This window comes from Pseudomonas sp. LS44, from assembly GCF_024730785.1.
Lineage (GTDB): Bacteria > Pseudomonadota > Gammaproteobacteria > Pseudomonadales > Pseudomonadaceae > Aquipseudomonas.
The window spans coordinates 4,170,675-4,194,624 of the sequence record NZ_CP102830.1 but is presented as its reverse complement, the minus strand read 5'-3'; the positions used below and the strand labels follow the sequence as shown (position 1 = coordinate 4,194,624).

At 65.6% G+C, this 23,950-nt stretch carries 20 protein-coding genes; 13 read left to right on the top strand and 7 right to left on the bottom strand.

The annotated features are described in order from the left end of the window. The first annotated feature begins 196 nt into the window (after positions 1-196). The 5 genes from NVV93_RS18830 to NVV93_RS18810 all read left to right on the top strand — a co-directional run bounded on the left by NVV93_RS18830 (position 197) and on the right by NVV93_RS18810 (position 7,675). On the top strand, positions 197-595 hold the full coding sequence (locus NVV93_RS18830) for an RNA-binding S4 domain-containing protein (protein ID WP_258252189.1): 399 nt from the start codon (positions 197-199) through the stop codon (positions 593-595). Between the two features lie 342 nt (positions 596-937). Beyond that, a complete protein-coding gene (gene hslO, locus NVV93_RS18825) occupies positions 938-1,825 on the top strand; it encodes an Hsp33 family molecular chaperone HslO (protein ID WP_258252188.1) in 888 nt (295 codons plus the stop codon). A 307-nt stretch (positions 1,826-2,132) separates the two neighbouring features. Beyond that, a complete protein-coding gene (locus NVV93_RS18820; protein WP_258252187.1) occupies positions 2,133-3,674 on the top strand; it encodes a phosphoenolpyruvate carboxykinase in 1,542 nt (513 codons plus the stop codon). Positions 3,675-3,993: 319 nt separating this feature from the next. Further along, the gene (locus NVV93_RS18815; protein ID WP_258252186.1) at positions 3,994-5,919 is read left to right on the top strand and encodes an ATP-dependent DNA helicase RecQ; all 1,926 of its coding nucleotides are present in this window, start codon (positions 3,994-3,996) and stop codon (positions 5,917-5,919) included. A gap of 256 nt (positions 5,920-6,175) precedes the next feature. After that, the gene (locus NVV93_RS18810; protein WP_258252185.1) at positions 6,176-7,675 is read left to right on the top strand and encodes an NAD(P)/FAD-dependent oxidoreductase; all 1,500 of its coding nucleotides are present in this window, start codon (positions 6,176-6,178) and stop codon (positions 7,673-7,675) included. Between the two features lie 96 nt (positions 7,676-7,771). Here NVV93_RS18810 and NVV93_RS18805 read toward each other — a convergent pair whose 3' ends face one another. After that, entirely contained in the window at positions 7,772-8,671 is a 900-nt protein-coding gene (locus tag NVV93_RS18805) for a LysR family transcriptional regulator (protein WP_258252184.1), read from the bottom strand. A gap of 145 nt (positions 8,672-8,816) precedes the next feature. Here NVV93_RS18805 and NVV93_RS18800 point away from each other — a divergent pair, with 145 nt between their 5' ends. The 4 genes from NVV93_RS18800 (at position 8,817) to NVV93_RS18785 (ending at position 13,870) form a co-directional block, all read left to right on the top strand. Beyond that, entirely contained in the window at positions 8,817-10,058 is a 1,242-nt protein-coding gene (locus tag NVV93_RS18800) for a 3-hydroxyacyl-CoA dehydrogenase (protein WP_258252183.1), read from the top strand. Next, entirely contained in the window at positions 10,055-11,845 is a 1,791-nt protein-coding gene (locus tag NVV93_RS18795) for an acyl-CoA dehydrogenase C-terminal domain-containing protein (protein WP_258252182.1), read from the top strand. Before NVV93_RS18800 ends, NVV93_RS18795 begins: the two co-directional genes overlap by 4 nt. Before the next feature lie 330 nt (positions 11,846-12,175). After that, positions 12,176-13,339: an iron-containing alcohol dehydrogenase gene (locus NVV93_RS18790; RefSeq protein ID WP_258252181.1), complete on the top strand. Its 1,164-nt coding sequence runs from the start codon at positions 12,176-12,178 to the stop codon at positions 13,337-13,339. A 96-nt stretch (positions 13,340-13,435) separates the two neighbouring features. Continuing rightward, complete coding sequence (locus tag NVV93_RS18785) at positions 13,436-13,870, top strand: thioesterase family protein (RefSeq protein WP_258252180.1); 435 nt, start codon at positions 13,436-13,438, stop codon at positions 13,868-13,870. 59 nt (positions 13,871-13,929) lie between these two features. On the opposite strand, the gene NVV93_RS18780 is transcribed toward NVV93_RS18785, so the two are convergent. After that, positions 13,930-15,219: an MFS transporter gene (locus tag NVV93_RS18780; protein WP_258252179.1), complete on the bottom strand. Its 1,290-nt coding sequence runs from the start codon at positions 15,217-15,219 to the stop codon at positions 13,930-13,932. 436 nt (positions 15,220-15,655) lie between these two features. On the opposite strand from NVV93_RS18780, the gene NVV93_RS18775 reads away from it, so the two are divergent. Then, complete coding sequence (locus NVV93_RS18775) at positions 15,656-18,490, top strand: AMP-binding protein (RefSeq protein ID WP_258252178.1); 2,835 nt, start codon at positions 15,656-15,658, stop codon at positions 18,488-18,490. Positions 18,491-18,504: 14 nt separating this feature from the next. Here NVV93_RS18775 and NVV93_RS18770 read toward each other — a convergent pair whose 3' ends face one another. The 4 genes from NVV93_RS18770 to NVV93_RS18755 all read right to left on the bottom strand — a co-directional run bounded on the left by NVV93_RS18770 (position 18,505) and on the right by NVV93_RS18755 (position 20,667). Beyond that, positions 18,505-18,702, bottom strand: coding sequence for a hypothetical protein (locus tag NVV93_RS18770; RefSeq protein WP_258252177.1), 198 nt, complete (start codon positions 18,700-18,702; stop codon positions 18,505-18,507). Between the two features lie 159 nt (positions 18,703-18,861). Then, on the bottom strand, positions 18,862-19,269 hold the full coding sequence (locus NVV93_RS18765; RefSeq protein WP_258252176.1) for a YMGG-like glycine zipper-containing protein: 408 nt from the start codon (positions 19,267-19,269) through the stop codon (positions 18,862-18,864). A gap of 145 nt (positions 19,270-19,414) precedes the next feature. Next, positions 19,415-19,909: a glycine zipper domain-containing protein gene (locus NVV93_RS18760; RefSeq protein ID WP_258252175.1), complete on the bottom strand. Its 495-nt coding sequence runs from the start codon at positions 19,907-19,909 to the stop codon at positions 19,415-19,417. Between the two features lie 254 nt (positions 19,910-20,163). Next, the gene (locus NVV93_RS18755) at positions 20,164-20,667 is read right to left on the bottom strand and encodes a DUF1993 family protein (RefSeq protein WP_258252174.1); all 504 of its coding nucleotides are present in this window, start codon (positions 20,665-20,667) and stop codon (positions 20,164-20,166) included. Between the two features lie 446 nt (positions 20,668-21,113). Between NVV93_RS18755 and lysM the strand changes: the two genes are divergently transcribed. Continuing rightward, positions 21,114-21,551, top strand: a complete 438-nt coding sequence (gene lysM, locus NVV93_RS18750; RefSeq protein WP_258252173.1) for a peptidoglycan-binding protein LysM — start codon at positions 21,114-21,116, stop codon at positions 21,549-21,551. Positions 21,552-21,710: 159 nt separating this feature from the next. Here lysM and yrfG read toward each other — a convergent pair whose 3' ends face one another. After that, positions 21,711-22,373, bottom strand: a complete 663-nt coding sequence (gene yrfG / locus NVV93_RS18745) for a GMP/IMP nucleotidase (RefSeq protein ID WP_258252172.1) — start codon at positions 22,371-22,373, stop codon at positions 21,711-21,713. Between the two features lie 107 nt (positions 22,374-22,480). On the opposite strand from yrfG, the gene nudE reads away from it, so the two are divergent. Both nudE and cysQ read left to right on the top strand, forming a co-directional pair. Beyond that, positions 22,481-23,047: an ADP compounds hydrolase NudE gene (nudE, locus tag NVV93_RS18740; RefSeq protein ID WP_258252171.1), complete on the top strand. Its 567-nt coding sequence runs from the start codon at positions 22,481-22,483 to the stop codon at positions 23,045-23,047. After that, positions 23,044-23,865 (top strand): 3'(2'),5'-bisphosphate nucleotidase CysQ, encoded by an 822-nt coding sequence (gene cysQ / locus NVV93_RS18735; RefSeq protein ID WP_258252170.1) that lies wholly within the window; start codon positions 23,044-23,046, stop codon positions 23,863-23,865. The genes nudE and cysQ overlap by 4 nt, the downstream gene beginning before the upstream one ends. The last annotated feature ends 85 nt before the right edge of the window (positions 23,866-23,950 follow it).

The following is a 23,950-nucleotide window of genomic DNA, read 5'->3' as shown; positions in this document are numbered from 1 at the left end:
AGGTTGATCCATTCACGCAAACCGATTACCGAAAGGTGGTCGAAGGTCTTCAAAATAAGTGTACCGAGCCAGCCACCGTGAAAGAGATGTCGGCATTCTAGTCGGGCTGCATGACAACTGCATCCGCGCGCGCCAGCGGTTTACCGCGGTGGCATTTCATTGTGCGATTGAGCTCTGGCCGAGGGTGGAATCTGCGATGAGCGACAAACACGACGACAAGGTGCGCCTGGACAAATGGCTGTGGGCGGCGCGTTTCTACAAGACCCGAGGCCTCGCCAAAGCGGCCATTGAGGGTGGCAAGGTGCACTGCCGGGGCGAACGCTGCAAGCCGAGCAAGGAGCCGAAAGTGGGTGACGAGCTGTTGATCCGTACTGGTTTCGACGAACGCACGGTGATCGTCCAGGCGCTCTCGGTGGTTCGCCGCGGTGCGCCCGAGGCCCAAATGCTGTACAGCGAGACCGCCGACAGCATCGCCCGTCGCGAGCAGGCCGCCGCGCAGCGCAAGGCTGGCGCCTTGGGCGTGAGTACCGAGGGTCGGCCGAGCAAGAAGCAGCGCCGCGATCTGTCGACCTTTCGTGATCGGCAGGATCAGTGAGCGAGAACATGAACTGATGGGGCTCTAGCAGATAGCCACCGAAGGCGCTGCTGTGCCTCCCCCCTCTTACATGTATCGCCGCCGTGCTCCCCTCTCCCATTTATGGGAGAGGGGCTGGGGGAGAGGGCAGTCAGGCGGACACATGTGGGCTTGAGCGCACACCCCTCTCCCTAACCCTCTCCCCAGAGGGGCGAGGGGATAAAAAGCCACAGCCCACCGCGCATCAAGACTTCGCACCAGCACCGGAAAAGCCCCACCACATGTCGCTGGACAAGAGGCCCTTGGTCGCTCCCGGCTTTGCGCCTAAAATCGCCGGCCCTGGCTTCTCGCGGCGACTCCGGCATGTCTGACTTTTCCCAACGCTTTCTTTTCGATGATTCCGACGTGCGCGGCGAGCTGGTTGCGCTCGACGCCAGCTATCGCCATGTGCTGGCCAAGCATGAGTACCCCGAGCCGGTCGCCCAGTTGCTCGGCGAAATGCTCGCTGCTGCGGCGCTGCTGGTCGGCACCCTGAAGTTCGATGGCCTGCTGGTCCTGCAGGCGCGCTCGGCCGGCGCCGTGCCGCTGCTGATGGTCGAATGCTCCAGCGCCCGCGAGCTGCGCGGCATCGCGCGTTTCCATGCCGAGCAAGTCAGCGCCGGCAGCGGTCTGGCCGAGCTGATGCCCGAAGGCAGCCTGACCATCACCGTCGAGCCACGCCGTGGCCAGCGCTACCAAGGCATCGTGGCGCTCGATGGGCATAACCTTGCCGAATGTCTGTCGCAGTATTTCGCCTCCTCCGAACAGTTGCCCACGCGCTTCTGGTTGCACGCCGATGGCAGCCGCGCGCGCGGGCTGTTGCTCCAGCAATTGCCTGCCGATCGCCTGAAAGAGGCTGAAGAGCGCGCCGCCAGCTGGCAGCACGTGACCACCCTGGCCGACACCCTGAGCGCCGAGGAACTGCTCGGTCTGGACAACCAGACGGTGCTGCACCGCCTCTATCACCAGGACGCGGTGCGTCTTTTCGATCCACTCGCTTTGGAGTTTCGCTGCAGCTGCTCGCGCGACCGTTCGGCGCGGGCGCTGATCAGCCTGGGCCAGGCTGATGTCGAGCAATTGCTGGCCGAGAAGGGCGGCGAAGTGGTGATCGACTGTCAGTTCTGCAATCAGCGCTATGCCTTCGATGCGACCGATATCGCCCAGCTGTTCGCCGGCGGCGGCGTCCAGCCGGCCTCCGATACCCGTCACTGATCGGGCCGGGCGGCCGCCAGGCGCGTCAGTCGTGGCCGGTGCTGCTCCGCACCCCGCCGTGCGGCAGGCGCGCGGAACCATTCTCGATGCGGCGGTCCAAACCGGGCGGGGTGGCACGCCAGAACGGCCCGGTTGCGCGCGGTAGCGCCACGTTTTGCAGGGGTTTTCAGTGCCGCCGACGCCACGACCAGATGCCTCGCACAGGCGTAGCATCCTCTGGCATAATCCGCGCACTTTTTTTCTGTAGTAGTGCTTTAGGTTTACTACATTTTTCGCAAGCCCGGCCCTGGAGCCGATGGGGAATCACATGACGCAAGCCAATACCGCCGTGTACACCGACATCAGCGCGGCCCAATTGATCGAAGAAGCCATCCGTCGCGGCGAAGGCGAGCTCGCCAGCAATGGCTCTCTGGTGGTCCGCACCGGCCACCGCACCGGGCGTTCGCCGGTCGACCGTTTCATCGTCGACGAGCCGAGCACCAGCGCCGCCATCGCCTGGGGTCCGATCAACCGCAAGTTCCCGGCCGACAAGTTCGATGCCCTGTGGGACCGCGTCGAGGCGTTCAACAACGCCCAGGACCATTTCGTCTCCCACGTTCATGTAGGTTCGGCCGCCGATCACTACCTGGCCGTGAAGATGACTACCCAGACCGCCTGGCAGAACCTGTTCGGCCGTTGCTTGTTCATCAATCCGGAGCAGTACAACCCGGCCGCTCGCGTCGAGTGGCAAGTACTCAACGTCGCCAACTTCGAGTGCGTACCGGAGCGTGACGGCACCAACTCCGACGGCTGCGTGATCCTCAACTTCGCGCAGAAGAAAGTCCTGATTGCCGGCATGCGTTACGCCGGGGAAATGAAGAAAGCCATGTTCAGCGTGCAGAACTTCCTGCTGCCGACCGCCGACGTACTGCCGATGCACTGCGCCGCCAACATCGGTGAAGAAGGTGACGTGACCCTGTTCTTCGGCCTGTCCGGCACCGGCAAGACCACCCTGTCCGCCGACCCGAGCCGCTACCTGATCGGCGACGACGAACACGGCTGGGGCGAAGGCGTGGTGTTCAACATCGAGGGCGGTTGCTATGCCAAGTGCATCGACCTGTCCGAGAAGAACGAGCCGGTGATCTGGAAAGCCATCCAGTTCGGCGCGGTGCTGGAAAACGTGGTGCTCGACGAGAACCGCGTGCCGGATTACGCCGACGACAGCCTGACCCAGAACTCCCGCGCCGCCTACCCGCTGGAGCTGGTCGAGAAGCGCAGCGAGCAGAACCTCGGCGGCGAGCCGAACGCGGTGATCTTCCTGACCTGCGACCTGACTGGCGTGCTGCCGCCGGTGTCGATCCTCAACGAAGAGCAAGCGGCTTATCACTTCCTCTCCGGTTACACCGCGCTGGTCGGCTCCACCGAAATGGGCTCGGGCGGCGGCATCAAGTCGACCTTCTCCACCTGCTTCGGCGCGCCGTTCTTCCCGCGTCCGGCCGGCGAGTACGCCGAACTGCTGATCAAGCGCATCCGCGGCTTCGGCTCCAAGGTCTACCTGGTCAATACCGGCTGGACCGGCGGCGGCTACGGTGTCGGCAAGCGCTTCAACATCCCCACCACGCGTGGCGTGATCGCGGCGATCCAGAGCGGTGCGCTGATCGGCGCCGAGACCGAGCAACTGCCGATCATCAACCTCAGCGTGCCGAAGGAAGTGCAGGGCGTCGAAACCAACCTGCTCAACCCGCGCAACACCTGGGCTGACCAGAACGCCTACGACGAAGCCGCCAAAGGCCTGGCCAAGCAGTTCGTCGACAACTTCCAGAAGTTCGACGTCAGCGACGCCATCAAGAACGCCGGCCCGCAGCTCTAAGCTGCACCGCGCGTGATGTGACAAAGCCGCCTCCGGGCGGCTTTGTCGTTTCTGCCGCTGCTGATGGTTCCCACGCTCCGCGCGGGAACCCCGCCGAGGACGCTCCGCGTCGCGGGCTGCATGCCCACCCAGAGCGTGGGCACGATCAGACTCGCAGTGCGTGGCCTGTGTGGCGTGCGCGGGGCATGTGTAGGAGCGAGTTCATTCGCGATAATCCCCGTCGGATCACCACGGATCGCGAATGAAATCGCTCCTACCCAAAGCATGTTCAGCGCGTTACGGTCAGCGACCGCTACAGCCGGCAACGGAGTGACAGCCTATGTACCCCACCCTCGAACGCGTGTTCGGCTACCGCAGTTTCCGCCCCGGCCAGGAGGCGGCGATCGGCGCCGTGCTGGCTGGGCGCTCGGCGGCGGCGATCTTTCCCACCGGCTCGGGCAAGTCGCTGTGTTATCAGCTGCCGGCCCTGCATCTGCCGCATCTGACCTTGGTGGTCTCGCCGCTGTTGGCGCTGATGCAGGACCAACTGGCCTTTCTCGCCCGCCACGGTATCGCCGCGGCCAGCGTCGATTCGGCGCAGAGCCGCGAGCAGACCGCCGAGACCATGCGCAGGGCCAAGGCCGGTGAGCTGAAGATCCTGATGATCTCGGTCGAACGCCTGAAGAACGAGCGCTTCCGTCATTTCATCGGCCAGGTACCGATTTCCCTGCTGGTGATCGACGAGGCGCACTGCATCTCCGAGTGGGGCCACAATTTCCGCCCCGACTACCTCAAGCTGCCCGATTATCAGCGTCAATTCGGCATTCCCCAGGTGTTGCTGCTGACCGCCACGGCGACGCCGAAGGTGATCGCCGATATGCGCAGCAAGTTCGCCATCAACGAGGCGGACGTGATCACCACCGGCTTCTATCGGCCCAACCTCAACCTGCTGGTCGAACCGGTCAGCGGCGCGGATAAACGCCGTCGCCTGGTCGACTGGCTGAACGCCAAACCCGGTCAGCCAAGCATCGTCTACGTCACCCAGCAGAAGACCGCCGAGCAGATCGCCGAGCATCTCAGCCAGCGCGGCATTCCCGCCAGCGCCTACCACGCAGGCATGGCTCACGAGCAGCGCGAGGCCATTCAGCGCCAGTTCATGAGCGGGCAGCTGAACTGCATCGTCGCCACCATCGCCTTCGGCATGGGCATCGACAAGAGCGACATCCGCAACGTGGTGCATTTCGATTTGCCGAAATCCATCGAGAACTACAGCCAGGAGATCGGCCGTGCCGGGCGCGACGGCCAGCCGTCCGACTGCCTGGTGCTGGCTAACCGCGACAGCCTTAACGTGCTGGAAAACTTCGTCTACGGCGATACGCCGGAGCTCGGCGGCATCCGCTGCGTGCTCGATGAACTGTTGGCAGCCGGGCAGGACGGCCAGTGGGAGCTGTTGCTCAATGCCTTGAGCGAGCAGAGCAATATCCGCCAACTGCCGCTGAAGACCCTGCTGGTGCAGTTGGAGCTGCGCGGCATCATCGCTCCGCGCTATGCCTATTTCGCCGAATACCGCTTCAAGTACCTGCTTGAACCCGACGCGCTACTTGAGCGGTTCAGTGGCGAACGGCGCCAATTCGTTGCCGCCATCGTCGCCAGCTCGCAACGCGCGCGGACCTGGTGCACGGTGGATTTCGACGCGCTCTATCAACAGCATCAGGCCGAGCGCGGCCGGGTGGTCAAGGCGCTGGACTGGTTCCAGGAGCAGGGCTGGATCGAGCTGGAAAGCAAGCAGATGACCGAGGTCTACGCGCTGCTCGATCCTGATTTCGACCCGCAGGCCTTGAGCGCCGATCTGCACCGCTACTTCCAGCAGCATGAAGCCAGCGAGATCGTCCGCATCCACGCGATGCTGGCGCTGTTCGCCAGCGAGCAGTGCCTGAGCCAGCGGCTCGCCGCGTATTTCGGTGATGGACAGGCGCCGCAGCGTTGCGGCCATTGTTCGGTGTGTCATGGCCAGATCGCCCGGTTGCCGGAGCCGCCGCCGCTGCCGACCGTGGACCAGCAAAAGCTGCACGGCCTGTGCGCCAGCTTCAGCCAGCGCTATGAAGAGTTGAAAGAGGCTGAGCCGAGCGTCGAATGCCTGACCCGTTTCCTCTGCGGCATCAGCGTGCCGCTGTTCACCAAGCTCAAGGCACGCAGCATTCCCGGTTTCGCCGCGCTGGAAAACTATCCCTATGCCGCGGTCAGGCAGCTGCTCGAAACCCGCTAGGTTGGCGTTGAGCGCCGGCCCCGTCCTCCAGGCGCCGGCCGCTCAGGAGCGTAGCGAACAGTCCGCCGCTCATTTCTGCCGCCTTGGCGTACTGCTGCGCGAGTACGCCCTACGAGCTGCCCGTTGGGTTTCGTCGCAGACTCCTCAACCCAACCTACGGTCGGGGACAAGCTCGCATCGGGCGGCGAATCTGGCAGACATCGCGCTGGCGGTCTTGAATCCATGGACTGCGCCAGGCCCATTTCGAGGAGTCGCCATGCCTGCTGAACACTTTGACGTACTGATCGTTGGCGCCGGTCTGTCCGGTGTCGGTGCCGCCTACCATCTGCAGCAGCAGTGCCCGGGCAAGACCTTTGCGATTCTCGAGGGGCGCGAGGCGCTGGGCGGGACCTGGGATCTGTTCCGCTATCCGGGCATCCGTTCCGACTCGGACATGTACACCCTCGGCTACAACTTCAAGCCGTGGAGCGATCCGCAGGCGATTGCCGATGGTCCGTCGATCCGCAACTACATCGAGGAAACCGCGCGGGAGAACGGCATCGACCGCAAGATCCGTTACCAGCACAAAGTACTCAAGGCCGACTGGTGCAGTAGCAGCGCCACCTGGACCCTGGACGTGCAGCGCGGCGACGAGCCCGAGCCGATTCGCCTGAGCTGTCAGTACCTGTTCATGTGCACCGGCTACTACCGCTACGAAGGCGGCTATACCCCAGAGTTTGCCGGGCGCGAACAGTTCAAGGGCGAGGTCATCCATCCGCAGTTGTGGCCGGAAAATCTCGATTACGCCGGCAAGAAAGTCGTGGTGATCGGCAGTGGCGCCACCGCGGTGACCTTGGTGCCGTCGATGACCGACAAGGCCGCGCACGTCACCATGCTGCAGCGCTCGCCGTCCTACGTGATCAACCTGCCGAAGAAGGACGTGATTTCCAACATCCTGCGGCGTTTCCTGCCGGAGAACTGGGTCTACCGCCAGGCGCGGGCGCGCAACGTGGCCTTGCAGATGGTGTTCTTCTACCTGTCGAAAGCCTTCCCCGGGCTGGTGCGTAAAGCGGTGCTCGGCATCGCCCAGCGCCAGCTTGGCAAAGACTTCGACATGCGCCACTTCAGCCCGAGCTACAAACCATGGGACCAGCGGGTCTGCGCGGTGCCGGACGGCGACCTGTTCAAGGTCTTGCGCCAGGGCAAGGCCTCGGTGGTCACCGACCACATCGATACCTTTACCGAAACCGGTATCCGCCTGAAATCCGGGCAAACCCTCGACGCCGATATCATCGTCACCGCCACCGGCCTTGAATTGGTGCTGTTCGGCGGCATGCAGGTGACGCTCGACGGCCAGCCGTTCGACCCCGCGCAAAGCATGGGTTATCGCGGCATCATGCTGCGCGACCTGCCCAACGCCGCCGCGGTGCTGGGTTACACCAACGCCAGCTGGACGCTCAAGGCCGACCTCTCCAGCGAATACTTCTGCCGGGTGATCAACCACATGGACGCCATCGGCATGCGCCAGTGCACGCCGCGCGACGTTGGCTGCCAGGTCAAGCGAGAACCCTTCCTCAACCTGGATTCCGGCTACATCCACCGCGCCGCGGACAAGATGCCCAGCCAGGGCGACCGCGCGCCGTGGAAGCTCTACCAGAACTACGCCCTCGACCTCGCCCTGCTGCGTTTCGGCAAGGTCGAGGACGGCTATCTGGTGTTCTCCTCGCCCACAGTCGCGGCCAAGCGCGAGGTGCCTGTGGAGGCGGCGTTAGGCTGACGGGCTTTTGTAGGTTGGCGTTGAGCGCAGCGATACCCAACGGACGGATCGATGGGTATCGCTGTGCTCAACCCATCCTACGGTCTCAGTGCTTGCTTACGCTTGGCCGATCGCGCCGATCCGTTCGATCAACCACTGCAAGGCCGCATCCCGTTGGCGCTGGCCGAGGCTGACGATCTCCAGCTGGAAGGTGCCGACATCGAATGGCAGCGGATGCAACGCCAGCGGCAGCAGGGTGGCGAAGTGTTCGGCCAGGTGGATGGGCAGCACCACGGTGAGGTCGGTGCTGGCGGCGATGTGCGCGGCCTGCAGGTAGTTCGGCGTGGTGTAGTGGATGGCGCGCTTCAGACCCTGCCCGGCTAGCCACTGATCGACCATGCCGCGGGTTTGTCCGCCATGCACCCACAGGTGACGCAGGCGCAGGAAGGTTTGCAGATCGGGCGCGCCAGTCAACAGCGGGTGGTCGCGGCGGCTGACCAGACACAGCGTGCCGTTCAGCCATTGCCGCCGGCTGAAGCGGCTGGGCAGGCTGGCGACGCGCCCCAGGACCAGGTCGAGCTCGCCTTTGTCCAGCGCGTCGATCGGTAATTGCGAGCCGAGCTGGACGAGGGCGATGCTGATGCCTGGTGCTTCCTCGGCCAGTTGCGCCAGCAGCCGCGGCATGCACAGCAGCTCGACGTAGTCGGTCATCGCGACGCTGAAGCGCTGGCGGCTGCGCGCCGGATCGAACTGCTCGGCGCCGCTGAGGCTCTGCTCGATCTGCGCCAGCGCGGCGCGGATCGGCGCTTCCAGTGAAAGGGCTCGTGGCGTCGGCTGCATGCTGCGCCCGGCGCGTACCAAGAGGGGATCGTCGAGCAATTCGCGCAGGCGATTGAGCGCATTGCTCACCGCCGGCTGGCTGAGCGCCAAGCGTTCGGCGGCGCGGGAAACGTTGCGTTCGCGCAGCAAGGTATCCAGCACGCGCAGCAGGTTGAGATCGAAGGTCGAGATATTCATCTGCTAAATACGACTTATCACAAGACTAAATTTCAAAAATAGTAGTGCCTACTCTAAGGTTGCTGACGATTTTTTGCGCACTTCGTTTTGGCCGCAGGGCTGTCGCGTCGGCGTTTTCGCACGGGTTCTTACAAGAGGAATAACCATGAGCCAGTCCGCCTTCTCCATTCAGCAAGCCGCGGTGATCGGCGCCGGCACCATGGGCCGTGGCATCGTCATGAGCCTGGCCAACGCCGGCGTGCCGGTGCTGTGGCTGGACAACAATCCGCAAATGCTCGAGCAGGCCATGGGCGTGCTGGCCGAGACCAATGCGCACAACCTGCGCCTCGAGCGGATCGACGCGGCCGAGTGCGCCGCGCGTCTGGCCCGGGTTACCCCAGTCGGCGATTACGCGGCGCTGGCGGATGCCGATCTGGTGATCGAGGCGGTGTACGAGAACCTCGAACTCAAGCAGCAGATCTTCCGCACCCTGGACGCGCGCGTGCGGCCGGAGGCGATCCTCGCCAGCAACACCTCGTATCTGGATATCGACGCCATCGCCGGGGTCACCAATCGTCCGCAACAAGTGCTTGGCCTGCATTTCTTTAGCCCGGCGCACATCATGAAGTTGCTGGAAATCGTCCGCGGCGAACAAACCGCGCCGGCCGTGCTGGAGGCCGCCCGCGAGCTGGCCCAGCGCATCGGCAAGGTCAGCGTGGTGGCCGGCAACTGCCACGGCTTCATCGGCAACCGGATGCTCGAAACCTACGTGCGTGAAGCGCGCAAGATCCTGCTCGAAGGCGCTTTTCCCGCGCAGGTCGATAGCGCGCTACAGGGCTTCGGTTTCGCCATGGGGCCGTTCCGCATGTACGACGTGGTCGGCATCGATCTCGGCTGGCGCTCGCGTCAGCTGTCCGGCGAAGGCCAGGATGATCCGCTGGTGCAGGTCGACAACGCGCTCTGCGAAGTCGGTCGCTTCGGCCAGAAGGCGCGCCTGGGTTATTACCAATACGCCGAAGGCAGCCGCCAGGCCGAGCACGACCCGCAGGTCGATGCGCTGGTGCTGCGGGTTTCCGAGGGGCTGGGCTTCCGTCGCCGGGACATCGGCAACGAGGAAATCCTCGAGCGCTGCCTGCTGGCGCTGGTCAACGAGGGGGCGAAGATTCTCGAGGAGAACATCGCCGCCAACAGCCAAGACATTGATCTGGTTTACCGCAACGGCTACGGCTTCCCTGCCAGCCAAGGCGGGCCGATGGCCTGGGCCGACGGGCAAGGTCTGGGCGAAATTCTCGCGCGCTTGCAGCGCCTGCAAGAGCTGTTCGGTGCGCATTGGCAGCCGGCAGCATTGATCAAACAACTGGCCAGCAGCGGCAAGCGTTTCGCTGACATGCAGGAGGGTCGCGTATGACTTATCAGGCCCCGCTGCGCGACATGCGCTTCGTCCTGCATGAGCTGTTCGACGTCAGCGGCCACTGTGAACTGCTCGGCAGCGGCCTCGACCGCGAGCTGATCGACGGCGTGCTGGATGAAGCCGCGCGCTACACCGGTGAGGTAGTCGCCCCGCTGAACCGCAATGCCGATGAACAGGGCTGCGTACTCCAGGACGGTCAGGTGACCACCCCGCAAGGCTTCCGCGACGCCTACCGGCAGTACGTCGACAACGGCTGGGCGAGCATGACCGGGCCGGTCGAGTTCGGTGGCCAGGGCTTCCCACAACTGGTCGCCGCCAGCTTCCACGAGATGCTGATGGCCGCCTCACTGTCGTTCCGCGTGTATTCCGGGCTCACCGAAGGCGCCGTGCTGGCGCTGCACAAGCATGGCAGCGAAGAGCTCAAGGCCGCCTACCTGAGCAAGATGGTCAGTGGCGAATGGACCGGCACCATGTGCCTGACCGAGCCGCAGGCCGGCACCGACCTCGCGCTGCTGCGCACCAAGGCCGAGCCGCAGGCCGACGGCAGCTACAAGGTCAGCGGCAACAAGATCTTCATTAGCGGCGGCGAGCAGGACTTCACCGACAACATCATCCATCTGGTGCTCGCCCGTCTGCCCGATGCGCCGGCCGGGGTGAAGGGCATCAGCCTGCTGCTGGTGCCGAAGTTCATCGCCAACCCCGATGGCACGCCGGGCACCAAGAACGCGCTGAGCTGCGGGGCGATCGAGCACAAGATGGGCATCAAGGGTGCCTCGACCTGCGTGATGAACTTCGACGGCGCTACCGGCTGGCTGATCGGCGGGGCCAACCAGGGCCTGGCCTGCATGTTCACCATGATGAACGACGCGCGCTTCCAGGTCGGCCTGCAGGGCCTCGGCATCGCCGAAGCGGCGTTCCAGGGCGGTCTGCGTTATGCCCGCGAGCGCCTGCAGTCGCGCGGTCTGACTGGTGCGATGCAGCCGGACAAACCGGCCGACCCGATCATCGTCCACCCGGACGTGCGCCGCATGCTGCTGACCCAGAAGACCTTGACCGAAGGCAGCCGCATGCTCGCCGCCTATTGCGCGCGGCAGCTCGATCTCGAACACGGTGCCCCGGACGCCGCGGCATGCAAGGCCGCCGGCAAGCGCGCGGCATTGTTGATCCCGATCGTCAAAGCCTTCTTCACCGACATGGGCCAGGAGGTCGCCAGCCTCGGCGTGCAGCTGTACGGCGGCCACGGTTTCATCCGCGAGTGGGGCATGGAGCAGCTGATGCGCGACAGCCGCATCACCCAGCTGTACGAGGGCACCAACGGTATCCAGGCACTCGATCTGATCCGCCGCAAGCTGCTCGGCGATGGCGGGGCGGAACTCAAGGCGTTGCAGATCGAACTGAGCGTGCTATGCCACGAGCAACTCGCTCGCCCGGCGCTGGCCGAGTTGGCCAAGACCGTGCAGGCGCGGATCAGTGAATGGCGCGATTTGAGCGCTGAAGTGCTTGCCACCTGCCAGCGTGACCCGCAGGAAATCGGCGCGACCTCGGTGGACTTCCTGGCCTACTCGGCGTACGTGTTGCTCGCCGGTCTGTGGCTGCAGGCCGCCGCCCGCGCCCAGGACGCACTGGAGACCGGCAGCGACGAGGCCGCGTTCTACCAGGCCAAACTGCATAGCGCGGAGTTTTTCGTGCGTCGCGTGCTGCCGCGTGCCAGCGGCCACCGCGAGGCCCTGCTCGGTGGTGCGGCGTGTTTGATGGCGCTGGGCGAAGAGAGCTTTGCGTTTTAAGACCGGAGCGGTCTTGGTCGGTTGGGTTGGGCCGCGCAGGCTGAGCGCAGCGATACCCAACGAGCAGGCTGATGGGTATCGCTATGCTCAACCCATCCTACGGTCTGGGTGAGGGGCGCTTTCCATTTTGAGGGCGACCTTCTCCCCCGGCCCCTCTCCCTTTCTTCATACAAGAAAGGGAGAGGGGTGACACGCGGCTGACCCGCCGTGCACGGACTACTCCCTCCCCATTTGTGGGTGGGGGCGCCTAGAGAGAGGGATGGGCTACGGTTGGGCCCGCTCCGCAAAACTGGTGCACTCACCGACCAAAAAACAACCAGAGGAACCGCCATGCAGCCGTTCAGCTTCGCCACCACCGCGCAGATCCTTTGCGAAGCCGGCGCCGCCGCGCGCCTGGCCAGCCTGTGCCGCGAGCGCGAGGCGCGCTCGGTGCTGATTGTCACCGACCCTGGGATCAGCCGTTTCGGCCTGCTCGACGGCGTGCTGCCCGGCTTTGCTGCCGAGGGTGTGAGCGTCGCGGTGTACGACCAGGTGCTCGCCGACCCGCCGGAAGCCATCGTCCTCGCCGCTGTCGAACAGGCCAAGGCCATGCAGGCCGAACTGATCGTCGGCTTCGGCGGCGGTAGTTCGATGGACGTGGCCAAGCTGGTCGCGCTGCTGGCTCATCCCGATTGCCGGCAGTCGCTCGCCGACATCTATGGGGTAGGCAACGCAAAGGGCCGACGCCTGCCGCTGATCCAGGTGCCGACCACGGCCGGCACCGGCTCGGAGGTCACCCAGATCGCCATCATCACCACCGGCGAGACGACCAAGATGGGCGTGGTCTCGCCGCTGTTGTTGCCGGACCTGGCGCTGTTGGATGCCGAGCTGACCCTTGGCCTGCCGCCGGCGGTGACCGCCGCCACCGGCATCGACGCCATGGTGCACGCCATCGAGGCGTACACCAGCAAGCTGAAGAAAAATCCGCTGTCCGACCTGCTGTCCCGCGAGGCACTGCGCTTGCTCGCGGCCAACTTGCATGAGGCGGTGCACAACGGGCAGAACCGCGCAGCACGCCAGGCCATGTTGCTCGGCGCCTTGCTGGCCGGTCAGGCGTTCGCCAACGCGCCGGTCGCCGCGGTGCATGCGCTGGCCTATCCGCTGGGCGGGCACTTTCATATTCCTCACGGCCTTTCCAACGCGCTGGTGTTGCCGCACGTGCTGCGCTTCAACGCGCCGGCCGCCGCGCCGCTGTACGCCGAACTGGCGCCGCTGTTGTTGGGCGACAAACTCAAGCCGGGTAGCGTCGAGCACTTGGTCGAACAGTTCGTCGGCGAGCTGGCGGCCCTCAATGAGCGCTGCGGTTTGCCTAGCCGTCTGCGCGACGCCGGCGTGCCGGAGGCGATGCTCGGGCAACTGGCCAGCGACGCGATGTTGCAGCAGCGCCTGCTGGTGAATAATCCGCGCGACGTCAGCGAGGCGGATGCGCTGGCGATTTATCGAGCTGCTTACTGAGCCCCGCCATACCCGTAGGAGCGAATTCATTCGCGATAGGGCTGTCTCCCATCGCGAATGAATTCGCTCCTACAAGAACCCTATCGAGAGAAACCGATGAGCCAACCCCAACACTTGCGCAGCGACTACCGCCACTTCCAGCCGATCACCACGCGCTGGCACGACAACGACGTCTACGGCCACGTCAATAATGTCGTCTATTACGGCTTCTTCGACAGCGCGGTGAATACCTATCTAATCGAGCAGGGCGGGCTGGATATCCACAACGGTGAAGTGGTTGGTTTCGTGGTTAGCTCGTCGTGCGATTACTTTGCCTCGATCGCTTTTCCCGAGCGCATTGAAGTGGGCCTGCGGGTCGGCAAGCTGGGCAACAGCTCGGTGCAGTACGAGTTGGCGATCTTCAAGCACGGCGAGGAGGAGGCCTGCGCCGCCGGGCGTTTCGTGCATGTGTTCGTCGACCGCGAGAGCAACCGCCCGGTGGCGATTCCGCCGTCGTTGCGCGAGGCGTTGAGCGCGTTGTTGCCGGGCTGATGGCTGCAGCAGGCAAGCCTGCGGCTTGCTTGTTGGGTATCGCTGCGCTCAACGCCAACCTAGGCCTCGGCCAGGGCGGCGCGACGGCCGCGCTCGAGGTCGACGCCGGCGAGGATCAGCAGCCCGGCGACGAAGTAACTGCCGGTGATCAGCATCGCCAGGCGGTGGTCGCCGCCGCTTAGCCAGCTGGTCAGGCCGTAAGTCATCGGGCCGAGAATCGCTGACAGTTTCACCGCCTGGCCCCAGAGGCCGAAGAACTCCGCCAGCCGCGTCGCCGGCGCCAGGCTACCGACGATGGCGCGTCCGGCCGACTGGCTGGCGCCCATGCACAGGCCGGCGATATTCGCCGCCAGCCAGAACAATGCCGGCCCCTGCGCCGCCCAGACCAAGCCGACCATCCCCAGCCAGCCGCATAGAGTTAGCGCCAGGGTGAGGCGATGGCCGAGGCGATCCTGCAGCCAGCCGAACAGCACGGCGCCGAGCGAGGCGGTGATGTTGACCACGAAGATCAGCACCAAGGTGTCCTGGGTGCTGAAGCCCATGACCTGATTGGCGTAGATGGCTGCCAGGGTGACCACCGCGGAGATCCCGGCCTGGTAACAGACGGTACAGGCGAGAAAGCGCCGCAGGTCGCGATAACGCCCGGCTTCGCGCAGGGTCTGGGCGAAGCGTCGCCAGACCGCTTGGGCCAGCGGCACGGCGCCGGCTTGCAGTTGCGGCTGGCTGCGTTCGCGCAGGAACAGGAAGGTCGGCACGCTGGCCACGGCAAACAGCACCGCGGTGATCAGCATGCACACCGGCACGAACTGCGCCGCGTCGTGGCCCTGGCCCTGCGCCCAGCCGACATAGGCCAGGCAGGCGCCGAGGCTGACCAGACCGCCGACATAGCCAAAGCCCCAGCCCCAGCCGGAGACCCGGCCGAGGGCATCTTCACGGGCGATTTCCGGGAGGAAGGCGGCGATCAGGTTCTCGCCGCTGCCGAAGCAGAAATTCGACAACACCACGAACAGCACGGCGATCCCCAGTGCGCCGGGGCCGGCCCAGGCCAGTGCGGCGGTGCAGACGACGCAGCCGAGGGTGCTAAACAGCAGCAGGCGCTTCTTGCAGGCGAAGGCGTCGGCGTAGGCGCCAACCAGCGGCGCGCTGAGGATGATCAGCGCATTGGCGAGGGCGATGGTGCTGGTCCAGGCCAGCGTGGCCCAGGGTTTTCCCTCGGCGACCACGGCGACGAAATAGGCGTTGAACACCGCGGTGATCACCACCGTGGTGTAGCCGGAGTTGGCGAAATCGAACATCGCCCAGGACCAGGCCTCGCGGCGCGTCACTCCAGGGGCAAGGCTGGCTGGCATGGGGGCTCTCCGGGCGGGCGCTGTTCTGCTCAGCTTAGAATCTGTGCAGGGTCTTGCCCATGAGCATTTTCTGCCGGCGTGATGGTGGATAAGCAAAGCGTTATCCACCCTACCCAGTCGGCCAGTCTGCGTAGGGTGGAAAACTGCGAAGCATTTTCCACCGAGGGCCAGCACCGTAGCCCGGATGCAATCCGGGACAAATGCAGTTCCGTAGGATGGGTCGGGCCGCGTGGGTTGAGAAGCGCAGCGCCGATACCCATCGCTGGATCTTCGATGGGTATCGCTTCGCTCAACCCATCCTACGGTTCTCCGGTGATATCCCCGGATTACATCCGGGCTACGGCCAAATCACGCGCCTCCACGCCGGTCTTCCCGGTCGCCGGCATTGGCGCATAATGGCCAGGACCCCCGAGGGTCTTGCCATGAGGGACTGCCGATGCCTCGCTTGCCTCAGCAATCCAGTCCAGACTGCGGTGCCGATGCAGCGGAAAAGCTGCTCGGTATCGTCCGGCAAACCGTGGTCGAGTTGCGCCCGTATGCGGCCGAGGGCTTGCAGGTCAGCCTGCACAGCGCCCTCGACCGTGACCTGGGGTTGGACAGCCTGGCGCGGGTCGAGCTGTGGTCGCGCCTCGAGCAGGCGTTCGACGTGCGCTTTGCCGAAGAGCTGTTCGCCAGCGCGGAGACCCCGGCCGATCTCCTCCTCGCGGTGCAGGCGCATGGCCGCGCGTCGCCGTCGCTCGCACCGACCGCCAGCCCTGGCGCGGAAGCCGCGGCCGCGGCGCCGAGCGCGCCGGATGCCGCGGCGACCCTGATCGAAGTGCTGGAATGGCACCTGCACCACCAGCCGCAGCGCATCCATGTGCGCCTGCTCAATGACAGCGACGGCAGCGACGACCTCAGCTACGCCGCCTTGTACCAGGGTGCCTTGGGCGTGGCCACCGGCCTGCAGCGCCGCGGTCTGCGCGGCGGCCAGACGGTGGCGCTGATGCTGCCGACCGGGCGCGACTTTCTCTGCGGTTTCATCGGCGTGCTGCTGGCCGGTGGCGTCCCCGTGCCCATCTACCCGCCGCTGCGCCTGTCGCAGATCGAGGAGCATCTGCGCCGCCAGGCTGGCATCCTCAACAACGCCGAGACGGTGGCGTTGCTCACCGTGACCGAGGCGAAGTTACTCGCCCGTCTGCTCCAACCGCAGGTGCCGAGCCTGCGCGAGATCGCCACGGTGGCCGAGCTGGCGGACGAGCGCGGCGAATTCGTGACGCCGCCACGCCAGGCGCAAGACCTTGCCTTCCTGCAATACACCTCGGGCAGCACCGGGCAGCCCAAGGGGGTGATGGTCAGCCACGCCAATCTGCTCGCCAACCTGCGGGCCATGGGCGCGGGGGTGCGGATCAGCCCGCGTGACGTGTTCGTCAGCTGGTTGCCGATGTATCACGACATGGGCCTGATCGGGGCCTGGCTGGGCAGCCTGTACTACGCCTACAGCTTGGTACTGATGTCGCCGCTGGCCTTCCTGGCGCGGCCGTCGCGCTGGCTGTGGGCCCTCGACCGCTATGGCGGCACGCTGTCGGCGGCGCCCAATTTCGCCTACGAGCTATGCATGAGCCGCCTCAACGACGATGACCTCGAAGGCCTGGACCTGAGCCGCTGGCGCCTGGCCCTCAACGGCGCCGAGCCGGTCAGTCCGGATACCCTGCAGCGCTTCGCCGAGCGCTTCGGCCGCTATGGCCTGGCGCCCTCGGCGCTGACGCCGGTGTACGGGCTGGCCGAGGCCACACTCGGCGTGGCCTTCCCGCCCCTGGAGCGCGGCCCGCTGATCGACAGGGTGCAGCGCGCGCCTTTCCAGACCCGTGGCCAGGCGCGGCCCGCCGCGGCGGGGGCGAGCGATAGCCTGCGCTTCGTCGCCAGCGGTCGGGCGCTGCCGGGCCATCAGCTGCGCATCGTCGATGACGGCGGCTTCGAGCTGCCCGAGCGCATCGAGGGCCATCTGCAATTCAAGGGGCCGTCCACCAGTCGCGGCTACTTCCGCAACCCGGAAGAGACCCGACGGGTGCTGCACGGCGAGTGGATGGACTCGCTCGACTTGGGTTACCTGGCCGGCGGCGAGCTGTACCTGACTGGCCGCGCCAAGGACCTGATCATCCGCGCCGGGCGCAACATCTATCCCTACGATGTCGAGGCAGCGGTCGGCAACCTGACGGGCCTGCGCAAGGGCTGCGTCGCGGTGTTCGGCAGTCGCGCGCCGGCCAGCGGTACCGAGCGCCTGGTGGTGCTGGCGGAAACCCACGCCAGCGAGGCCGCCGCGCGCCAGCGCCTGCAGCAGGAGATCAACCGCATCGTCGTCGACCTCACCGGCGTGCCGCCGGACGATATCGTCCTAGCGCCGCCGCACAGCGTGCTGAAGACTTCCAGCGGAAAGATCCGCCGCGCCGCCAGCCGCGAGCTGTACGAACACGGCGAACTGGGCGGGCGCCGCCGCGCGGTGTGGCGGCAGCTGCTGCGCCTGGGGGGGCTGTCCGCGCGGGCCCTGGCGGGCCGTTGCTGGCGCGCCAGCCGCGGCCTGCTGTATGCCGGCTATATCTGGTTGCTGTTCTGGCTGGTGGCGCCGCTGACCTGGCTGGGCGTCGCGCTGCTACCGCGACAGCCTTGGTGCCGGTCCTTCGCCGGCGCCGCGGCGCGCCTGTTTCTGCGCCTGTGCGGCGTGCCGTTGCGGGTCGAGGGCCTGGAGCAGCTGCCGAGCTCCGGCCTGAGCGTGCTGGTCGCCAACCATGCCAGCTACCTCGACGGCGTCATCCTCTGCGCCGCCCTGCCGCCGCGGTTCGCCTTCGTCGCCAAGCGCGAGCTGGCCGAGCAATGGATCGCCGGCCTGTTCCTGCGCAAGCTCGGCGCCCGTTTCGTCGAGCGCTTCGATGTGCAACGCAGCGTCAAGGATGCCGAAGCCCTGGCCGGCACCCTCGCCCAGGGGCAATCCCTGCTGTTCTTCCCGGAGGGCGCCCTCAGCCGCGAGCCGGGCCTGAAGGGCTTCCACATGGGCGCCTTCGTGGTCGCTGCGCGGGCCGGCGTGCCGCTGCTGTCGGTGGCCATCCGCGGTGCGCGCACGGTGCTGCGCGACGGCCAGTGGTTCCCGCGCCACGGTGCGCTCGCCGTCAGCGTCTGCGCGCCGCTGCGGGCGGCGGGACCTGGCTGGCTGGAGTCGATCGCGCTGCGCGATGCGGCGCGGGCGCGCTTGTTGGAGCGCCTGGAGGAGATGGAGGGGGGGCCGCGCGTGGATTAGCGCGAAGCCTTGGGTTAGGCGTCTGGCGCCGCTGGGGCCGGGACTGCGGCCTTGGCCGGCGCGATGGCGTGGTGATCAACGTGGCGGTGCTTAGCGACTTGCGCCTGCGCGCGGCCGCTGTCGTTGCGCGCATTCAGGTAGGAGTTGTCTTCGGCGAGCACGCCTTGGGAAACCAGCAGGGTCATGGCCAGAGTGGCGAAGGGAGTACGCATGAGGGGAACCTCGATCGATTAAATGCTGGAGGCATTTTCGGCCTGGCGGCGCGGCGAAGTATCGATCTGGATCAATGAACGCGGTCTTTGTCGGCCCGAGGCAGGCCACCGTGTGAGCACGGCCCGCGCTGGACGGGCCGGGGTCGAGCAGCGTGGGGGTCAGTCGTGCTTATGCTTTTTGTGTTTCTTGCCTTGGCCATGGCCGCCGTCGTCATCGCCCAGGTCGTTGCCGAGTGCGCCGCCGGCGGCACCGCCGAGACCGGCGCCAATGGCCGAGCCGGTGCTGCCGCCGAGCTTGCCGCCGATGATCGAGCCACCCGCGGCACCGAGCCCGCCGCCGATCGCCGCTTCGGTTTTATTGCCGCTCTTGCTGCTGATCGCGCCCCCGGCGGCACCGCCGACGCCGGCGCCGATGGCCGCGCCGGTGCTGCCCCCGACCTGCTGGCCGAGCACATTACCCAGCGCGCCGCCGATCCCGCTGCCAACCGCGGCTTTGGTGTTGTCGTCGGCGCTGGCGCCTTGGGCGACCAGCAGGGCCAGGGCGATTGCGGAAAGAACTGAGCGCATGCTGCGAACCTCGAGGGGAAGAAACAGGAACATCCATTGTCACGGATGGAGCGCCGCCTGGTATTGGGTTGGATCATGCCAGCGGCGAAAAATTTACCCGTTGGTCAGTTGCCGGCGTGGTTGCCGGTAACAGCTCGGGCGGCGATCAGTCGTCGTCGTGATCGTGGCGATTGCGATGTTTCCAGCGCTTCTTGTGATGGCCGCGGTGGTAGCCATTGTCGTGGCGATCGCCGTCGCGGTAGTTGCGGCCGCCGCGGTAGTCATCATCGTCGTCGTCACGGCTGGCGTCGCCGTAGTGGTTGCCCAGCGCGCCGCCGCCGCCGCCGCCGAGGGCCGCACCGATCAGGCCGCCGGTGGTTCCGCCGATCTTGTTGCCGATGACGTTGCCGCCGGCCGCGCCCAGACCACCGCCGATCGCCGCTTCGGTTTTGTTACCACGCTGGGCGCCGACCGCGCCGCCGGCCGCACCGCCGACCCCGGCGCCGATGGCGGCACCGGTGCTGCCGCCGACCGATTGGCCGACGACCGAACCCAGCACCCCACCCAATGCACCGCCGACGCCTGCGCGTGTGTCGCCATCGGCGAGGACGGCGCCGCTGAACAGGCCGAGAGAGACCAGAAGGATCGAGGAGTACTTCATGAACAGGAGCACCTATGTGGGATGACGGAGGCGATCCTGCGGGGCGAGACGGGCGGCTTACAAGCATTTGCCGACGAGTAGCACGACCTTTTCGCGTTCTGTAACTTGTTGTTTTTGCCGGGGAACTTCGTCGATTCCGGCGGGTCTGAAGCTGCTTTCCATCGGCCGGTTTAGCGGCCTTTTGGACGTGTTTTACTGGCCTTTTAATGGCGCCCCGCTGGCGTCGATGCCATCAGGCGGCGCGCGCGCCATGCTCAGGCGCCGAGGTAATCCCGCTTGCCGATATCCACGCCGTTATGGCGGAGGATGGCGTAGGCGGTGCTGATATGGAAATAGAAGTTCGGCAGGGCGAACTGGGTGAGGAAGTCCAGGCCCTGGAACTCCACTTCACGGTCGCGCAGCTTGAGACTGATGCGCCGTGCTTCGCTGCCGTCGAACTGTGCTGGGCTGAGGCTGCTCAGGAAAGTCTGGGTCTTGGCGATTCGTTCCTGCAACTCGGCGAAGCTGCTTTCGGTGTCGGGATGGCTGGGGACTTCGACGCCGGCCAGGCGCGCACCGGCGCCTTTGGCGGCATCGCAGGCGATCTGCACCTGGCGGCTGAAGGGGAACATATCGGGGGCCAGGCGGGCGTTGACGAACACCGCCGGATCGATCTTGCGCGCTTCGGCATGGGCGGCGGCTTTGGCGATGATCGCGCTGAGGTTGCCGAGCATGCGTTCGAATACCGGGATGGACAGCTGGTGCATGGAAATCGACATGACTGACTCCGCAGTGACGGGGGAAGAAGCTGAGGCCTTAACCGCTTGCGCGGCCGGCCCGCTCAGAGCCTGTTTACGATCTACTGTGCGTCGGCCATGCGGCGTTAAAAATGGCCTCGGAAAGCAGCTTGTTGCTAACGCGCTTCAGCGCGACCCGGAGGGCGAGTGCAACGAGTCATGCTCATTTACAGCGCGTAAACTCCGCTCCCTCGCCATTTTTGCCTTGTCTGGCTCTAGCTCGCGAGATCGTAAACAGGCTCTCAGCTTAATCCAGCTCCGGCAGGTTGGCGCGGCCCGGCGGCGAAGCGCTCTGCGCGGCCGTTGTCGCCCGCGGGGGCTTGCGTTGGTCGGTTTGTCGGTGCTCATGCAGGGGGCTGGCTAGACTCTTTCCGGCGTGCGAGCGGGCTACCCGGTCGCGACCAAACCAATCGACAGGAGAGTTGACGATGAGCATTTTCGCCTTTGTGAAAGAAGCCGGTGCCAAGCTGTGGGAATCGCTGGTAGGTCAGGAAGCGCAGGCAGCCGAATCGCTGAAAGAGCATGTGGCCAAGGTCGGCCTAGGCAATCCGAATATCCAGGTCGAGGTGGTGGGCGAGAAGGTCGTCGCCGGCGGCGAGGTGGCCAGCCAGGAAGAGAAGGAGAAGATCCTGCTGGCGCTGGGCAATGTCGCCGGGGTCAGCGAGGTCGAGGACCGCATCACGGTGGCGGCACCGGCGCCGGCGGCGCGCTTCGTCACGGTGAAGAAGGGCGACACCCTGAGCGCCATCGCCAAGGTCGAATATGGCAACGCCAACCTGTACAACAAGATCTTCGAGGCCAACAAGCCGATGCTCGGTCACCCGGACAAGATCTATCCGGGGCAGGTGCTGCGCATTCCGGAATAGGCGCTGGCCGCAAGCCTAGCGCCGTCCATTTTGCCCTCTCCCTCTTGTCATAAGTGAAAGGGGGAGAGGAGCTATCTGTCTGCGCGTTCTCGAGTAGCTTTCTGTAGGAGCGAATGCATTCGCGATGGGTGTTGCCCATGATCGCGAATGAATTCGCTCCTACAGCCCCGCCAGCAAGTCGCGATAGTCGCCTAGCGCGGCAAATTCCTCGGTGTCTTTCGGGCCCTTGCGGCTGTCCGGCTCGCGTACGGCGAGCAGGTGGGCGATGCCGAAGCGCCCGGCGCTGCGCAGAATTGGCAGGCTGTCGTCGATGAACAGACTGCGCGGCGGGTCGAAACCAAAATCGTCTTGCAGGGCGAGCCAGAATTGCTGGTCTTCCTTGGGGACGCCGTAATCGTGGGAGCTGATCAGGCGGTCGAAATACGCCGCCAGCTCGATGCGCTCGAGTTTCAGCGACAGCGAGTCGCGGTGCGCGTTGGTAATCAGTGCCACGCGCTTGCCGCTGCGCCGCAGTGCGGCAAGAAAGATGTCGGCATCCCTACGCAGGCTGATCAATTCGGCCACTTCACGCTTGAGTTCGCGGATCGACAGCTTCAGCTCGCGGCTCCAGAAGTCCGTGCAATACCAATTCAAGGTACCGGCATGGTCACGAAACAGCGGCAGCAGTTCGGCGTCGGCCTCGGCACGGCTGATACCGTGGTGCTCGGCGTAGCGTTGCGGCAGGTGTTCGAGCCAGAAATGGTTGTCGAAATGCAGGTCGAGCAGGGTGCCGTCCATGTCGAGCAGGACGGTGTCGATCTCGGCCCAGGGCAGTGTCGGCATGATGGCGGATTCAGCGAGCAGCGGTGGTAGATGGCGCAATCGGCGCGGCGGACAATCGGCAAAGCCGGGGTATGATAACCCGCCTGCTCATGCCACGGAGTCGTCCCATGCGTCAGAAACCCACTGTCCTCGGCCGCGAGGTTGTCGCCAAAAGCCGCCTGTTCACTGTCGAGGAGCTGCAGCTGCGTTTCGCCAACGGCGTCGAGCGCACCTATGAGCGACTGGCCAACCGGGGCACGGGCTATGGCGCGGTGATGATCGTGGCGCTGGCCGACGCCGAGCACGCGCTGTTGGTCGAGGAATACTGCGCGGGGACTGACGACTATCAGCTGTCACTGCCCAAAGGGCTGGTCGAGCCGGGCGAGGATGTATTGGACGCGGCCAATCGCGAGCTCAAGGAAGAGGCCGGCTTTGGTGCCCGGCAGCTCGAGTACCTGGCCGAACTGAGCTTGTCGCCCGGCTACATGAGCCAGCGCATCCAGGTGGTGCTGGCCCGCGATCTGTATGAAGAGCGTCTGCCCGGCGATGAGCCCGAGTCCATGCGTGTCGACAAGGTCAATCTGCGCGAGCTGGCCAACCTGATCCAACATCCGCAGTTCAGCGAAGGCCGCGCATTGGCGGCGCTGTATCTGGCGCGCGACCTGCTCATCCAGCGTGGCGAGATCACCCTATGAGCCATCCGTTGCTGCCCGTGGTAATCGAACTGGTGCGTGCCGCCGGTGTCGCCACCCTGCCGTATTGGCGCGCCGATGTGGCCGTGGTCGAAAAGGCCGACGCCTCGCCCGTGACCGCTGCCGATTTGGCCGCTCACCAGGTGCTGGCCGACGGCTTGTGCGCACTTGATGCGCAGATTCCGGTGTTGTCCGAAGAGGACAGCGAAATCCCCCTGAGCGAGCGCGCCAACTGGACACGCTGGTGGCTGGTCGACCCGCTGGACGGCACCAAGGAATTCATCGCCGGCAGCGAGGAGTTCACCGTCAACGTGGCGTTGATCGAAGCGGGGCGGGTGGTGTTCGGCGTGGTTGGCCAGCCCACCACCGGTCGCTGTTATTACGGCGGTGCCAAGCTGGGCGCCTGGTGCGCCGACGCGCAGGGCCAGGAGCAGGCGATCAGGGTGCGCGCCGAGCCCGTCAGCGGTTTTACCGTGGTGGCCAGCCGGCGGCATTCCAGTCCGGCGCAAGAAAGCTTGCTGGCTGGTTTGAGTCGTCATTTCGGTGCGATCGAGCTGGCCAATATCGGCAGTTCGCTGAAGTTCTGCCTGCTCGCCGAGGGCGATGCCGACTGTTATCCGCGTCTGGCGCCCACCTCGCAATGGGATACGGCGGCTGCCCAGGGCGTGCTGGAAGGCGCCGGTGGCGAAGTGTTGGATATCGACGGTGCGCCGCTGACGTATGCGGCGCGCGAGTCCTATCTCAATCCCTCGTTCCTGGCCTTGCCGGCTAAGGCGAGCTGGCGCGGCGAGCTGCTGCGTCTGGCCCGCGAGCGCGCTTAAGTGCGTGGATGACTAACTGGTAGGAGCGGCCCAGAGCCACAAAGTGGCATGGCCCGCGCTACGGGATTGGCGTAGGCGCGGGAAC

What these genes read in the sequence shown, in the direction of transcription:
- NVV93_RS18810 (WP_258252185.1), top strand. Translation starts at nt 6,176, where the DNA reads ATGCCTGCTGAACACTTTGACGTACTGATCGTTGGCGCCGGTCTGTCC.
- hslO (WP_258252188.1), top strand. Translation starts at nt 938, where the DNA reads ATGTCTGACTTTTCCCAACGCTTTCTTTTCGATGATTCCGACGTGCGC.
- NVV93_RS18805 (WP_258252184.1), bottom strand. Translation starts at nt 8,671, where the DNA reads ATGAATATCTCGACCTTCGATCTCAACCTGCTGCGCGTGCTGGATACC.
- NVV93_RS18780 (WP_258252179.1), bottom strand. Translation starts at nt 15,219, where the DNA reads ATGCCAGCCAGCCTTGCCCCTGGAGTGACGCGCCGCGAGGCCTGGTCC.
- lysM (WP_258252173.1), top strand. Translation starts at nt 21,114, where the DNA reads ATGAGCATTTTCGCCTTTGTGAAAGAAGCCGGTGCCAAGCTGTGGGAA.
- NVV93_RS18765 (WP_258252176.1), bottom strand. Translation starts at nt 19,269, where the DNA reads ATGCGCTCAGTTCTTTCCGCAATCGCCCTGGCCCTGCTGGTCGCCCAA.
- NVV93_RS18795 (WP_258252182.1), top strand. Translation starts at nt 10,055, where the DNA reads ATGACTTATCAGGCCCCGCTGCGCGACATGCGCTTCGTCCTGCATGAG.
- yrfG (WP_258252172.1), bottom strand. Translation starts at nt 22,373, where the DNA reads ATGCCGACACTGCCCTGGGCCGAGATCGACACCGTCCTGCTCGACATG.
- NVV93_RS18790 (WP_258252181.1), top strand. Translation starts at nt 12,176, where the DNA reads ATGCAGCCGTTCAGCTTCGCCACCACCGCGCAGATCCTTTGCGAAGCC.
- cysQ (WP_258252170.1), top strand. Translation starts at nt 23,044, where the DNA reads ATGAGCCATCCGTTGCTGCCCGTGGTAATCGAACTGGTGCGTGCCGCC.
- NVV93_RS18770 (WP_258252177.1), bottom strand. Translation starts at nt 18,702, where the DNA reads ATGCGTACTCCCTTCGCCACTCTGGCCATGACCCTGCTGGTTTCCCAA.
- nudE (WP_258252171.1), top strand. Translation starts at nt 22,481, where the DNA reads ATGCGTCAGAAACCCACTGTCCTCGGCCGCGAGGTTGTCGCCAAAAGC.
- NVV93_RS18775 (WP_258252178.1), top strand. Translation starts at nt 15,656, where the DNA reads ATGCCTCGCTTGCCTCAGCAATCCAGTCCAGACTGCGGTGCCGATGCA.
- NVV93_RS18800 (WP_258252183.1), top strand. Translation starts at nt 8,817, where the DNA reads ATGAGCCAGTCCGCCTTCTCCATTCAGCAAGCCGCGGTGATCGGCGCC.
- NVV93_RS18820 (WP_258252187.1), top strand. Translation starts at nt 2,133, where the DNA reads ATGACGCAAGCCAATACCGCCGTGTACACCGACATCAGCGCGGCCCAA.
- NVV93_RS18760 (WP_258252175.1), bottom strand. Translation starts at nt 19,909, where the DNA reads ATGAAGTACTCCTCGATCCTTCTGGTCTCTCTCGGCCTGTTCAGCGGC.
- NVV93_RS18755 (WP_258252174.1), bottom strand. Translation starts at nt 20,667, where the DNA reads ATGTCGATTTCCATGCACCAGCTGTCCATCCCGGTATTCGAACGCATG.
- NVV93_RS18785 (WP_258252180.1), top strand. Translation starts at nt 13,436, where the DNA reads ATGAGCCAACCCCAACACTTGCGCAGCGACTACCGCCACTTCCAGCCG.
- NVV93_RS18830 (WP_258252189.1), top strand. Translation starts at nt 197, where the DNA reads ATGAGCGACAAACACGACGACAAGGTGCGCCTGGACAAATGGCTGTGG.
- NVV93_RS18815 (WP_258252186.1), top strand. Translation starts at nt 3,994, where the DNA reads ATGTACCCCACCCTCGAACGCGTGTTCGGCTACCGCAGTTTCCGCCCC.